Source organism: Streptomyces sp. NPDC097617, from assembly GCF_044761485.1.
In the GTDB taxonomy this organism is placed as follows: domain Bacteria; phylum Actinomycetota; class Actinomycetes; order Streptomycetales; family Streptomycetaceae; genus Streptomyces.
Window position 1 is genome coordinate 84383 of sequence record NZ_JBIWCL010000019.1, and the last position, 13342, is coordinate 97724.

The window sequence follows — 13342 nt, forward strand, 5'->3', positions numbered from 1 at the left end:
TGGCGGAAGGCAGCGACCGCTGCCGCAAGCGTGGTGTCAGCAGTGCGGGACCCAGGCGTGGGAGCGCGGTACGTGGACGCCGCTCAGGTTGGTCATGGTGCCCACCTTCACGCAGCCCAGCAGCTCCTGCCGCGCGGGCTGCGCGTAGTAGAGGACGTCGACCTGGCTCGCTCCCTCGGTGAGGTCGAACCCGTTGTTGTAGACCGAGCGGGGCGCCTTGCGGGCCGTCCAGGGGCAGGGGGTGGGGCCGTCGATCCAGTCGGCGCCGCCGTCGACCCAGGAGCACATCTCGCCCCGGCCCTCCTCCTGCGCGAAGAAGCAGACGGCCCCGCGCCGGCAGCGCTCGTACCCCGCCTTCTCGGCGGAGTCCCCGAGGGGGAGCAGGCCCGCGCCCCATACCGCGCCCAGGCCCGCGAGCGCCGCACCGGCCGCGATCAGCACCCGGCGCCGCCGCCTCGGTACGGCATCGGGCGGGGCGCCGGGCCGGGCGCCGGCCGGGGCCGGGTTCCCCGGTGCGGGCGCCGTCCGGTCGGCGGCCGCGGCCTCCACCCGGCCCAGCAGCGAGGCCGCGGTGTGCGCGGCCCGCTCCTCGTGCCTGCGCGCCAGGCAGTCGCGGACGATGTTCCGCCAGTGCTCCGGCAGTTCGGGTGACAGGCGCAGCTCCTCCTCGCCCCTGGCGTAGCGCAGCGCCGCGTCCCGGCGGGCGGCGGTGCTGCCGCCGGGCAGCGGAAGTGAGCCGGTCAGGACCACGTGCGCGAGCACGCCGAAGGCCCAGATGTCGGCGGTCGGGCGGATCTTCGTCCCGCGTTCGCCGACCTCCGCCCAGAGCTGGTCGGGCGGGGTGTAGTCGGGCGTGGCGAAGGCCGGTGAGTAGGCGTGGGTGCCCTCCAGCTCCGCCGCCATGTTGAAGTCGCCCAGCCGGGCCGTGCCGTCGGCCATCAGCAGGACGTTCCCGGGCTTGAGGTCGCCGTGCACCCAGCCGGCCCGGTGCAGTTGGTCGAGGCCCTCGCAGACCTGGGCGAGGAGGGCGGGACCGGCCTGCGGTACTCCGTCGGCGAGCAGGCTGTCCAGGGAGCCCGCCGCCTCCTCCAGGACGAGGACGGTGGCGCCGTCGAGTTCGGGCCGGCCGGGATCGTCGACGGTGAGCACCTCGTGCAGCCGGATCAGCCGGGGTGTTCGCACCCGGCGCAGTACCTCGGTCTCGCGCTCGGCGAGTTCGCGCAGGTGCCGCAGCTGGCGCGGGGTGCGGGTGCCGGTCGGCAGGACCTTGAGCGCGGCCCGGGCGGGCAGGTCCGGTCCGGGTTCGGCGCGCAGCGCCGCGTACACGCTGCCGAAGGCTCCGGCGCCCAGCAGGTGCTCGACGACCCAGGGGCCGACCCGGTAGCCGGAGGGGACGGTGACGGCGCCGGAGTGTCCGGCTCTCCCGGTCAGCGGGCGGTACCGGTCGGGGCGGCCGGCAGGGCCGCCAGGTCCTGCTCGCGGACGAGGTCGAAGCGCAGGGCGAGGGAGACCAGGGTCTCCTTCTTCCCGACCAGTCGCGGCCCCGGTTCGGCCGTGTCGGGGCCGGGCTTGAGGCGCAGCTTGACCGCGAGGTAGTCGATGTTCCACTGCACGGTGGCCCGGTTGGCCGCGGGCCACGAGGGCCTCAGCCGTTCGACGACCTGCTCGACGGTGGGCAGGGGCGCGTGCGGTGCGCCGCGCAGCCGCGGCTCGCAGAGGGCGGTGAGGACCAGGAAGTACCGGCTGGAGCGGTCGAGCGGGAAGGGGAGTACGGTCGGCTCCCCGTCGTGCTCGCCCGGCTCGTCGCGGTCGGCGTAGTCGTGGCGCGGCGCCCAGATGTCCAGGGTGAGCAGTTCGGTGCCGGCGGGCAGGACGATCCGGGCGAACTCGAAGGGGACCGGCGCGTCCAGTCGGCCGGGCGCGATCTTGATGTGTTCGCCGGCGCCCTCGGGGTTCTCGACCACGTAGGTCGCGGAGCGGGAGAAGTTGCTCAGCGACCAGTACGTGCCGGTGGCCGTGATCTGTCCCGCCGAGCGCGAGATGCCCGCGTGCGGGAGGTATAGGGCGGGTGGGGCGCCCCCGGGGGCGCCGTGCGCGCCGCTGGCCGGCTCACGGCCGAAGCGGAGGCTCTGCCCCGGCGCCAGACGGATCTGATCGGCCGGGGACGTGGTGTGCCCCGGAACCACGATGATGCTGTTCACGCTGCTTCCTTCCCCCGAGGTACAGGGGAAGGCTAGTCAGTGGAATGACTCGTTCAGGCAACAGTTGAGAGGACTCAGCACTCGCCGCGCCAGTGGAAGCGGTCGATGGTCCGGCCGCCCGCGGGAAGGTTCCCGCGGCCCTCGTCCCGGCCGCGGTGCAGACAGGCGCTGCCGCCCTCCTTGAAGTACACCTGCACGTAGTCGTAACCCGGCTGGGTCGTGCCGTTGTTGAAGAAGGACCGGCGCAGCCCGCAGGTACTGGCGGGCTCGTCGCCGGCGGAGCGGCACACGGTGCCGGTGCCGTCGGGGCCCGAGTAGAAGCAGACGCTGCCGGCCGGGCAGTCCTGCCAGGCGGGGGGCTGCGTGCCGGTGCAGTTGCGGCTGGTGACACCCCGCCACTCCTTCGCGGCGCCCGCGTACTCGACGCCGTCGAACCGGGCCGGAACGCGGTGGCTCTCGTCAGTGAAGTCGCCCGAGGCGAGGTAGCGCTGCTCGTAGTGCAGGTGGGACCAGGTGGAGGCGCCCGTGGTGCCGATGCGGCCGATCCGGGTGGACGGCTGGACAGGGTCGCCCTTCTTCACGTACGTCGCCGGGTCGTCCTTCAGGTGGTAGTAGGCCGTGAACCAGCCGTTGCCGTGGTTGATCTGGATGGTGTTGCCCGAGCCGTTGGTCCAGTACGTGGCGGACACCGTGCCGGCGGCGGACGGCAGGACGGGCAGCGCGTCGGAGCCGGTGTTGTCCTCGACCACCATGTCCAGCGCCGGGTTGTGGCCCCAGGTGTTCAGGTCCCACTTCGTTCCGCACGGGAAGGGCAGCTGGAAGAGCGGCCTCGTCGCGGCCGCGCCCCCGGCCGTCGCCGCCCCCTGCTCCGTGGCGGACGCGGAGGCGGGAGCACCCGCCAGCACCAGTCCCGCCACGCACATCAGCACCACCGTCCGCACCCTGCTCATATACCGCAGCACGTCTTCCCCTCCCGGCCCCTGTGGACGACGCCCGGACGGGCGGTCCCGGCGTCATGCTCGAGGGCGGGGGCCGGGCGCACCACCTCGCACGTACGAGGGTGGGCGCGCGGACGCGGCGTCCTACGGCTCGATCAGCCCGACCCTGATCGCGTACCGGGTCAGCTCCAGCCGGTCGCGCATCCCCAGCTTCTGGAGCAGGTTGGCCCGGTGGCGCTCGACGGTCTTGGCGCTGATGACGAGGAGGTCGCCGATCTCCTTCGAGGAGTGGCCCTCCGCGACGAGCTTGAGGATCTCCTCCTCGCGTTCGGTGATCGCCCGGGCGGGCAGCGGATCGCCCTGGCGGGCCCGGTCGAGGTAGTTGCGGATGAGGGTGGTCTCGGCGCCGGGGTAGATGAAGGGCTCGTCCCGGATCGCCGCCCGGCAGGCCTCGACCAGATCGCGGTCGGCGACCGACTTGGGGACGTAGCCGGCCGCCCCGGCCTTCAGCGCCTCGAAGAAGTACTGCTCGTTGTCGTACATGGTCAGGATGAGGATGCGCAGGTCCGGCCGCAGCCGGGAGAGTTCCCGCGCGGCCTGCAGCCCGGTCATCCGCGGCATCGCCACGTCGAGGACGGCGAGGTCCACCTCGCCGGTACGGGCCAGGGCGACGGCCTCCGCCCCGTCCCCGGCCTCGGCGACCACCGTCAGGTCCGGTTCGGCGTCGAGGATGAGCCGCACTCCGCGTCGTACGAGGGCGTGGTCGTCGGCGAGCAGGACGCGGGTCGGTGCCCGTTCCGGGGTGGTCAACGGTTTCCCTCTCCGGGGCCTGGGTCGGTTGCGGTGGTGGTGTCGGCGGCGGTGGTGTCGGCGGCTGCAGCCGTGGCGACGGCGGGCACGTCCAGCCGTACCTCGGTGCCGCCCGTCGGGCCGTCCCCGACGGCGAGGTCCGCGCCGATCAGCAGGGCCCGTTCGCGCATGCCCTGGATCCCGGCGCCCTCACCGGTACGGCCGATGCCCCTGCCGTCGTCCCGTACGAGCAGCCGGACCGCCCCGCCGGGCCGGCCCGACAGGTGCACCTCGACGGCGCTCGCGCCCGCGTGCCGGGCGGCGTTGGTCAGCGCCTCCTGGGCGACCCGGTAGACCACGAGCTCGGCGGCCTCGTCCAGGCGGGGCACTCCGGGGCCGATGACGTGCCGCACGGTCAGCGACCCGCTGGTGAACTCGGCGGTCAGCGCGCGCAGGGCGCTGTGCAGCCCCAGCTCCTCCAGGATCCCCGGGCGCAGCCTGCGGGCGATGCGCCGGATCTCGTCCAGGCTGGTGCGGGTCGTCTCCTGCACCTGGTGCAGCTCCTCCCGCAGGGGTCCGGGAGCACGGTCGGCGACATGCTTGAGCTGGAGCAGCACCGCGGTGAGCGTCTGGCCCACCTCGTCGTGGAGCTCCTGCGCGATGCGCCGCCGTTCGGCCTCCTGGGCGCAGAGGGCGTGGGCGGTGCTGCCGGCCCGCTCGGCCTCCAGGCGGCCGAGCATGGCGTTGAAGGAGGTGGTCAGCTCGGCGACTTCGCCGGGGCCCTCCACCTCGGCCCGGCTGCCGGGGCGCAGCAGGTCCACGGCGCTCATCGCGCGGGTGAGCCGGCCCAGCGGTGCCAGGCCGACGCGGAGCAGGACGGCGTTGGCGATCAGCATGGCCGCCAGCCCGGCGAGCAGCACCACGGCCTCCCCGAAGAGGACCGGGGTGGAGACGGTGACCGGGCCGAGCAGCAGCAGGACGGCCGTGACGAGGACGGCCGCGTTGAGCAGGAAGATCCGCCAGTACAGCGACACGGTCGGCTCTCCCCTCGTTCCCGCGTCCGCCACTCGGCGGACCGCTTGCTTCCACTATCCTCGCCGGCAGCTCCCCGCACCTACGGTGACCTGCGAGGACCCGTGGTGGGATCCATGTCCCCGCCCCAGCCTGTCGGCCGCCGGAGGCCTTGTCCATCCGTGCCGACACCCATATCCGGGCGCCTGCGCGAGATGGCACGATGAGCCCCGCGCGGCAACCGGAACCTGCCTTCCGGCAGAGCCGCGCCGCACCACGGCCGAACACGAAGCAAGGGGGGACAGAGCTGTGCCTGCTCCACGGATGAGCACCACGCCACTGCCCGGCATCGGGGTCCAGTACGACCTCACCACCCGCGAGCACCGCCACCTGTCGGTGATCGCCCACCGCGACGGGACCCGTACGGTGAACGTCTACCGCGCGGACGATCCGGACGCGTGCGCCCAGTCCCTGCACCTGTCCGGGGCGGAGACCACCTCGCTGATCGACGCCCTGATGCCGGCGCACCACAGCCCCAACCTGCTGCACACCACCGACCTCGGGCTGGTCGCCGAGCGCATCGAGCTGTCCGCGCACTCGTACTGGAACGGCCGGCTGCTGGGCGAGACCCGGATGCGGACGGAGACGGGCGTCTCCATCGTGGCGGTACTGCGCCGGGCCGAGGCCCGCCCCTCCCCCGCACCCGACTTCCGCCTCGCCGGCGGCGACACGCTCATCGTGATCGGTACCCGCGAGGGCGTCGACGCGGCCGCCTCCATACTCGGACGGGAGTGATCGCCTGTGCACTCCGCTGTCTTCCTGATCGAGTTCGGTGCGATCATCCTCGGCCTGGGTCTGCTGGGCAGGCTCGCCGGCCGCTTCCGCTTCTCCCCGATACCCCTGTACCTGCTGGCCGGCCTCGCCTTCGGTACGGGCGGACTGCTGCCCATGGGCGCGAGCGAGGAGTTCGTGGCCATCGGCGCCGAGATCGGCGTCATCCTGCTGCTGCTGATGCTGGGGCTGGAGTACACGGCCACCGATCTCGTCTCCAACCTCAAGACCCAGTACCCGGCCGGACTGGTCGACTTCGCCCTCAACGCCGTACCCGGCGCGCTCGCCGCGCTGCTGATGGGCTGGGGGCCGGTGGCCGCCGTGGTCCTGGCGGGCGTCACCTGGATCTCCTCCTCCGGCGTCATCGCCAAGGTGATGGGTGATCTCGGGCGGCTCGGCAACCGCGAGACCCCGGTCATCCTCAGCGTCCTGGTCCTCGAGGACCTGGCCATGGCCGTCTACCTGCCCATCGTCACTGCGCTGCTGGCCGGGGTCGGTCTCGCGGCGGGCAGCCTGACCCTCGCGATCGCCCTCGGCGTGGCGGGTGCGGTCCTGTTCGTCGCCGTCCGCTACGGCCGGGTCATCTCCCGCTTCGTCTCCAGTGACGACCCGGAGAAGCTGCTCCTCGTCGTCCTCGGCCTGACCCTGCTCGTGGCGGGCCTCGCGCAGCAGTTGCAGGTGTCCGCCGCGGTCGGCGCCTTCCTGGTCGGTATCGCCCTGTCCGGTGAGGTGGCCGAGGGCACGCACACCCTGCTCAGCCCGCTCCGGGACCTGTTCGCCGCGGTGTTCTTCGTCTTCTTCGGCCTGCACACCGACCCGGCGAGCATTCCGCCCGTGCTGCTGCCCGCCCTCGCGCTCGCCCTGGTCACCGCGGGCACGAAGATCGCCACCGGGTACTGGGCCGCGAAGCGCGCCGGGGTCGGGGTCAAGGGCCGCTGGCGGGCGGGCGGCACGCTCGTCGCGCGCGGCGAGTTCTCGATCGTCATCGCCGGTCTCGCCGTCAGCGCCGGTATCGAACCGGCCCTCGGGCCGCTGGCCACCGCCTACGTGCTCATCCTCGTGGTGATCGGGCCGCTCACCGCCCGGTACACCGAGCCCCTGGCCGCGTGGTGCAGGGAGCACCGCGCCGGGAGCCCTCCGCGGCTCGCGGCCGTGCCCTCCCCCGCGAAGTCCCCGGAGGCCGCTGCGGAGGCGGCCCCCGACCAGGACCCCGCCGGGCGTCCGTAGGAGCGGAGGCCGGGCGGTCAGGGCGGTGCCGCGGGCTTGGACCGGTGGGCCGTACGGGGCTCCGCGCCCAGCCGGTTCACCGCCAGCGCGGCCACGACCAGTCCGGCCGCCAGCACGAGCCCGTTGGGCAGGGTGACCCCGGCCACCGCGCCCCAGACCCCCAGGAACACGGCCAGCCAGGTACCGGCCCGCCGGTACGCACGGGGCCGTCGGGGCCGTCGGGGCCTGCGCGGGCGCCCTGCGCCGGGACTCCGGGGCGCCGGCGGATCCCCGTTGCGGGCCGGGACTCCGGGGCCGGTGGCCCTCGTATCGTCGGATCGCGGCATGCCCCCGCTCCTTTCCGTCGACCGGGCGACGGCGAGCGAGCGGGCTCGCCGCCGGGGGGGGCACGCCGCTCCACGTCAACGCCGTCGGGACGAGGGGTGTTCAGGGGTCTTCGCGGACACCCCCAGCATCGCCCGGCCCGCCGGCCCCGCACATCGGGGCCGGCACCCATCTTGCGTACCGCGGTCAGCAGATGCGCGGCAGCTGCTCCCCGATCGGCAGGTCGACCACGCGGGTGCCGCCGAGGGCGGTGCGGGCCACGACCAGGCCCGGGTGGGCGTCGACGGCCTCACCGATCACCGCCGCGTGCCGGCCCAGCGGATGGGCGCGCATGGCGTCGAGGACGGCGTCGGCGTGCTCGCGGGGCACGAAGGCGACCAGCTTGCCCTCGTTGGCCACGTAGAGCGGGTCGAGTCCGAGGATCGCGCAGGCGTTGGCGACGGCCGCGGGAACCGGGACGCGACCCTCGTGGATCACGACACCGGCGCCCGAGGCGGCCGCGATCTCGTTCAGGGAGGCCGCCAGCCCGCCCCGGGTGGGGTCGCGCAGGACGTGGAGGTCCGGGGTGACCGCGAGCATGCTCCGTACGAGTCCGCCGAGGGCCGCACAGTCGCTCTGGATGTCCACGCCGAATTCGAGCCCCTCGCGGACGCTCATGATCGCCACCCCGTGGAGCCCGATCTCGCCGCTGACGATGACGACGTCACCCGGTACGACGCGCTGCGGGCGCAGGTCCACCCCGTCGGGGATGACGCCGATGCCCGCGGTGTTGATGTAGATGCCGTCCCCGTGGCCCGCCTCCACGACCTTGGTGTCGCCGGTCGCGACCTCCACGCCCGCCGCGCGGGCGGCCGCGCCCATGGCTTCGGCCACGCGCGCCACGACCGCCATCTCGACGCCCTCCTCCAGGATGAACCCGCAGGAGAGGTAGGCCGCTTCGGCTCCGCTCATGGCCAGGTCGTTGACCGTGCCGTTGACGGCGAGGTCGCCGATGGAGCCGCCGGGGAAGAACAGCGGCCGCACCACGTAGGAGTCGGTGGAGAAGGCCAGGCGGACCCCGCCCAGGGAGACGGCCGCGGAGTCCCCGAGCTGCGCGAGCACCTCACCGCCGAAGGCCGGGGCGAAGAGGTGCTCGACCAGTTCGGCGGAGAGCGCGCCCCCGCCGCCGTGGCCCATCACCACGCGGGGGCGGTCGCGCAGCGGGGCCGGGCAGGTCCAGCCCGTGATGTCGAGTGCGGTGTCAGACAACGGGGCTCGCCTCCAGCGGGGCGCTCACGGGGGTCGTGTCGTTGGGGCCGGGCACGGTGGTCGGGGCGGGCGCGGCCGTCGCGGCGTTCCCGGGGGCCGGAGCCTTCGCGGCATGAGCGGCGGGTACGGTCCCCAGCTCCAGCCGCCGGTAGAGGTAGTACGCGGCGCAGGCGCCCTCGCTGGAGACCATGGTGGCGCCGAGCGGGCTGCGCGGGGTGCACAGCGTGCCGAAGGCCTCGCACTCGTGCGGCTTCAGCAGCCCCTGGAGCACCTCGCCGCTGCGGCACTCGGCCGGCTCCAGGGTGTTGATGCCGGTGACCGAGAAGCGGTGCTCGGCGTCGAACTCCCGGTAGCGGGGCGACAGCCGCCAGCCGCTGTCGGGGATGACGCCGATGCCCCGCCAGGCCCGGTCGGTGACCTCGAAGACGTCCTCCAGCATGGCCAGGGCCGCCGGGTTGCCCTCGGGGCGGACCGCCCGCGCGTAGGCGTTGTCGACGGTGTGCTCGCCGCGCTCCAGCTGCCGTACGGCCCGGCGCACGCCCTCCAGGATGTCCAGTGGTTCGAAGCCCGTCACCACGATCGGGACCCGGTGGCGCGCCGCCAGTTCGGGGTACTCGCGCACGCCCATCACGCTGCACACGTGCCCGGCGGCGAGGAAGCCCTGGACCCGGCAGCTCGGCGACTGCATGATCGCCTCGATCGCCGGGGGCACCCGGACGTGCGAGACGAGCAGGCTGAAGTTGGGGATGCCCAGCTTCTTCGCCTGGTGGACCGTCATGGCGTTGGGCGGCGCGGTGGTCTCGAAGCCGATGCCGAAGAAGACCACCTGGCGCTTCGGGTTCTCCTGGGCGATCCGCAGGGCGTCGAGCGGGGAGTAGACGACGCGTACGTCGCCGCCCTCGCTGCGCACCTGGAACAGGTCGCGGCCGGTCCCGGGCACCCGGAGCATGTCCCCGAAGGAGCAGAAGATCACATCGGGGCGGGAGGCGATCTCCAGCGCCTTGTCGATGACCTCCAGCGGGGTGACGCACACCGGGCATCCCGGACCGTGAATCAGTTCCACCAGGTCCGGCAGCAGTTGGTCGATCCCGTGCCGGATGATGGTGTGGGTCTGGCCGCCGCAGACCTCCATCAGGGCCCAGGGGCGGGTCACCGTGGCGTGGATGTCGTCGAGCAGCCGGCGGGCGAGGTCGGGGTCCTGGAACTCCTCGATGTACTTCACGGCTGGACTTCCTCCTGCGGTGCGGCGAGCACGCGTTCGGGTTCGGATGCGGACACGGGATCGGCGTCGGGATCGTCGGCGAAGGGCCAGGGCTCACCGCCGGCCGCGGCGGCCTGCTCCCACGGATCGCCGAACTCCTCCTGAAGCATGCCGAGTTGCGCGAAGAGCTCGAGGGTCTGCTTGGCCGACTCCTCGTCGAGGCGCTGGAGGGCGAATCCCACGTGGACGATGGCGTACTCACCCACCTGCAGGTCGGGCAGGTACTCCAGGCACACCTCCTTCTGCACACCGCCGAAGTCGACGGTGGCCATGCGGGTGCCGTCCTTCTCCCCGATGTCGAGCACTCTGCCGGGCACCGCCAGGCACATGGGCTTCTCCTTGCTGTGGGTGGGATCAGGGGGTGTGGTGCGCGGCGGCCACCATGAGCTGGCCCAGCGCCAGCCCGCCGTCGTTCGGGGGGATCCGGCCGTGCCGCAGGACGGTGAACCCGGATGCGCGCAGCAGCCGGGCGCACGCCGAGGAGAGCAGGGTGTTGGCGAAGACCCCGCCGGTCAGGGCGACGGTGTCCAGGCCGTGCCGCTCGCGCGCGAGGTCGCAGAGCGTGGCGACGAGGGAGGCGACGGAGGCGTGGAAGCGGGCGGCGATCAGCGCCGGGTCCGCGCCCGCGCGGACGTCGGCGACGACGGCGGCCAGCACGGGCGCCGGATCGGCGGTGACCGGCCCGGCGGCGGGGTCCGGCGGTACGCGCAGGCCGAAGGCGTGGCCGGGGCCCGCGCCGTGCGCGCCGTACGCCGCCCCCTCCAGCTCGATCGCGGCCTGCGCCTCGTAGCCGGCCCGGTGGCGGATTCCGGCGAGGGAGGAGACGGCGTCGAAGAGGCGGCCCATGCTGGATGTGGGGACGCAGTTCAGGCCGCGCTCCAACTGGCGTTCCAGCACCCGCAGTTCATCCGGCGGGCAGGCGGCCGTGCAGGGCAGGTCCGGTGCCCATCCGATGCCGGCGGCCCGCAGGTGGGACAGCGCCATGCGGTACGGGCGGTGCACGGCCGCGTCACCGCCCGGGAGCGGGACGTACGCGAGGTGGGCGAAGCGGGTGTACCCCGCGTAGTCGGCGAGGAGGACCTCGCCGCCCCACACCGCTCCGTCGTCCCCGTAGCCGGTGCCGTCGAAGGCGACCCCGATCACCGGGCGGCCGCCGTCCAGGCCGTGCTCCGCCATGGCGGAGGCGATGTGCGCGTGGTGGTGCTGGACCCGGACCAGCGGCCGGGCGCCCGCGGCCCGCCGGGCCCACTGCGCGGAGCGGTAGCCGGGGTGCCGGTCGGCGGCGAGGAGCGCGGGGACGACGCCGGTGATGGACTCCAGCTGCCGCTCGGCGCGTTCCAGGGCGTACCGGGTGGCGAGGTCGTCCATGTCGCCGATGTGGGCGGACAGCCAGGCCTTGCGCCCCTCGCCGAGGCAGAAGGTGTTCTTCAGGTCCCCGCCCGCCGCGAGGGTCGCGGTGACCGCGACCGGCAGGGCCAGCGGCAGCGGGGCGTACCCGCGCGAGCGCCGCAGGGTCAGCATCTCGCCGTCGCACACCCGCACCACGGAGTCGTCGCACGGCACATGGATGGGCCGGTCGTGCACGAGCCAGCCGTCGGCGAGGCCCGCGAGCCGGTCCAGGGCCTCGTCGTCGTCGGTGACGATGGGCTCCCCCGCGAGGTTCCCGCTGGTCATGACGAGCAGCCGGGGTCCCGGGGGATCCCCGGGCAGGCCGAGCAGCAGGTGGTGGACCGGGGTGTACGGGAGCATCACGCCGAGGTCGGGACAGCCCGGGGCGACCCCGTCCGGGCCGTGCGCACCCGCGCGGCGGCGCAGCAGCACGATGGGCCGTACGCCGCCCGTGAGCAGCTCCCGCTCCTCGGGTCCGATGGACACGAACCGCTCGGCGTCGGCGAGGTCCCGGGCCATCAGCGCGAACGGCTTGTCCCCGCGGGCCTTGCGCCGGCGCAGCTCGGCCACGGCGCCCGGGTGTGCGGCGTCGCAGGCCAGGTGGTAGCCGCCCAGGCCCTTGACGGCGAGGATCGCCCCGGCGGCCAGCAGCCGGCGGGCCTCGGCGATCGGGTCGGCGCCGGCGCTCTCGCGGGGCGGGCTGCCGGTGAGCAGCCTCAGGCGGGGGCCGCAGGCCGGGCAGGCGACGGGCTGGGCGTGGAAGCGGCGGTCGGCCGGGTCCTCGTACTCCCGGGCGCAGTCGGGGCACAGGGGGAAGGCGGCCATGGTGGTGTGGGCGCGGTCGTACGGCAGCCCGGTGACGATGGTGAAGCGCGGCCCGCAGTGGGTGCAGGTGATGAAGGGGTGCCGGTGGCGCCGGTCGGCCGGGTCGGCGAGTTCGGTGAGGCAGTCGGCGCAGGTGGCCACGTCCGGGGAGACGAGGGTCCGGGCGGGGCCGCCGGTCCGGGAGGCGATGATGGTGAACCCGGCGCCGCCCGCGACCGGGACCTCCCAGTGGTCGACGGTGTCGACGACGGCCAGCGGGGGCGCGTCCGCCGCCAGCCGTTCGCAGAACCGCGAGACCGCGTCCGGGGCGCCCTCGACCTCGGCGACGACGCCCTCGGGGGTGTTGGTGACGTGCCCGGCAAGGCCCAGCCCGGTCGCGCGGGTGTAGACGTAGGGGCGGAAGCCGACGCCCTGGACCACGCCCCGGACGGTGACCCGGCGGCGCTGGACCGCCTCCATCAGCGGGTCTGCGCGGCGGTCTGCACGTGCGGGTGTTCGTGGTCCCCGTCGCGACCGGGGTCCCCGTCGTGGCCGTGGCCGTGCTCGTGGTCGTGATCGTCGCCGTGCTCGTGCTCGTGATCGTGGCCATGGTCGTGGCCGTGCGCGTGCTGCTGACGTGCCATCACCGGTGCGTGCGCTCCGCCGCCCGCCCCGATCGCCAGTGCCCGGTCGAGCAGGACGCCCAGGCCCTCACCCGCCCGCGCCGAGGTGAGGACGATCTCCACACCGGGGTTGACCTGCTCCACGTTGGCTCGGAAGGCCGCCTCGTCGAACTCGACGGCTCGCGCGATGTCGGTCTTGGTGACCACCACCAGCTGGGCCAGTCCGAAGGCGGTCGGGTACTTCAGCGGCTTGTCCTCGCCCTCGGTCACCGAAGCGAGCACCACCCGCAGCGATTCCCCGAGGTCGTAGCCGGCGGGGCAGACCAGATTGCCCACGTTCTCCACGAAGAGCAGCCGGGTGTCCCGGGGCAGCCAGCCGTCCAGGTGCCGGCCGAGCATCGCGGCCTCCAGGTGGCACAGTCCGTCGGTGAGGACCTGCTTGACCGGTACGCCCGAACGGGCCAGCCGTACCGCGTCGTTCTCGGTGGCCAGGTCCGCCGTCAGCGCGGCCACGGCCACGCCCCGCTCCCGCGCGAGGAGCAGTTCCCGCTCCAGCAGCGCCGTCTTGCCGCTGCCGGGGCTGGAGAGCAGATTGACCACCGTCGTACCGCGCGCGGTGAGTTCGGTGCGCAGGGCCTGGGCGGCTTCATCGTTCTTGGCGAGCACCGCCTGCCGCAGATCGACCACTCGGCACAT

At 73.9% G+C, this 13342-nt stretch carries 13 protein-coding genes; 2 read left to right on the plus strand and 11 right to left on the minus strand.

What is annotated here, in order from left to right:
• Positions 1 to 36 precede the first annotated feature (36 nt).
• From ACIQZO_RS26955 to ACIQZO_RS26975, 5 genes are all read right to left on the minus strand, one after another.
• On the minus strand, positions 37 to 1431 hold the full coding sequence (locus tag ACIQZO_RS26955; RefSeq protein ID WP_403631004.1) for a serine/threonine-protein kinase: 1395 nt from the start codon (positions 1429 to 1431) through the stop codon (positions 37 to 39).
• Complete coding sequence (locus ACIQZO_RS26960; protein ID WP_403630798.1) at positions 1428 to 2201, minus strand: FHA domain-containing protein; 774 nt, start codon at positions 2199 to 2201, stop codon at positions 1428 to 1430. The genes ACIQZO_RS26955 and ACIQZO_RS26960 overlap by 4 nt, the downstream gene beginning before the upstream one ends.
• A 74-nt stretch (positions 2202 to 2275) precedes the next feature.
• The gene (locus ACIQZO_RS26965; protein ID WP_403630800.1) at positions 2276 to 3163 is read right to left on the minus strand and encodes a peptidoglycan DD-metalloendopeptidase family protein; all 888 of its coding nucleotides are present in this window, start codon (positions 3161 to 3163) and stop codon (positions 2276 to 2278) included.
• A 120-nt stretch (positions 3164 to 3283) separates the two neighbouring features.
• On the minus strand, positions 3284 to 3949 hold the full coding sequence (locus ACIQZO_RS26970; protein WP_403630802.1) for a response regulator: 666 nt from the start codon (positions 3947 to 3949) through the stop codon (positions 3284 to 3286).
• The gene (locus tag ACIQZO_RS26975) at positions 3946 to 4962 is read right to left on the minus strand and encodes a HAMP domain-containing sensor histidine kinase (RefSeq protein WP_403630805.1); all 1017 of its coding nucleotides are present in this window, start codon (positions 4960 to 4962) and stop codon (positions 3946 to 3948) included. Before ACIQZO_RS26975 ends, ACIQZO_RS26970 begins: the two co-directional genes overlap by 4 nt.
• A gap of 301 nt (positions 4963 to 5263) precedes the next feature.
• Here ACIQZO_RS26975 and ACIQZO_RS26980 point away from each other — a divergent pair, with 301 nt between their 5' ends.
• Complete coding sequence (locus ACIQZO_RS26980; RefSeq protein WP_403630808.1) at positions 5264 to 5734, plus strand: cation:proton antiporter regulatory subunit; 471 nt, start codon at positions 5264 to 5266, stop codon at positions 5732 to 5734.
• Positions 5735 to 5740: 6 nt separating this feature from the next.
• On the plus strand, positions 5741 to 6997 hold the full coding sequence (locus ACIQZO_RS26985) for a cation:proton antiporter (RefSeq protein ID WP_403630811.1): 1257 nt from the start codon (positions 5741 to 5743) through the stop codon (positions 6995 to 6997).
• Between the two features lie 17 nt (positions 6998 to 7014).
• On the opposite strand, the gene ACIQZO_RS26990 is transcribed toward ACIQZO_RS26985, so the two are convergent.
• The 6 genes from ACIQZO_RS26990 to hypB all read right to left on the minus strand — a co-directional run bounded on the left by ACIQZO_RS26990 (position 7015) and on the right by hypB (position 13342).
• Entirely contained in the window at positions 7015 to 7323 is a 309-nt protein-coding gene (locus ACIQZO_RS26990; protein WP_403630814.1) for a hypothetical protein, read from the minus strand.
• A 184-nt stretch (positions 7324 to 7507) separates the two neighbouring features.
• On the minus strand, positions 7508 to 8569 hold the full coding sequence (hypE, locus tag ACIQZO_RS26995; protein WP_403630816.1) for a hydrogenase expression/formation protein HypE: 1062 nt from the start codon (positions 8567 to 8569) through the stop codon (positions 7508 to 7510).
• Entirely contained in the window at positions 8562 to 9791 is a 1230-nt protein-coding gene (gene hypD / locus ACIQZO_RS27000) for a hydrogenase formation protein HypD (protein ID WP_403630819.1), read from the minus strand. The genes hypE and hypD overlap by 8 nt, the downstream gene beginning before the upstream one ends.
• Positions 9788 to 10159, minus strand: a complete 372-nt coding sequence (locus ACIQZO_RS27005; RefSeq protein WP_403630822.1) for a HypC/HybG/HupF family hydrogenase formation chaperone — start codon at positions 10157 to 10159, stop codon at positions 9788 to 9790. The genes hypD and ACIQZO_RS27005 overlap by 4 nt, the downstream gene beginning before the upstream one ends.
• A 25-nt stretch (positions 10160 to 10184) precedes the next feature.
• Positions 10185 to 12503: a carbamoyltransferase HypF gene (gene hypF / locus ACIQZO_RS27010; RefSeq protein WP_403630825.1), complete on the minus strand. Its 2319-nt coding sequence runs from the start codon at positions 12501 to 12503 to the stop codon at positions 10185 to 10187.
• On the minus strand, positions 12503 to 13342 hold the full coding sequence (hypB, locus tag ACIQZO_RS27015) for a hydrogenase nickel incorporation protein HypB (protein ID WP_403630828.1): 840 nt from the start codon (positions 13340 to 13342) through the stop codon (positions 12503 to 12505). Before hypB ends, hypF begins: the two co-directional genes overlap by 1 nt.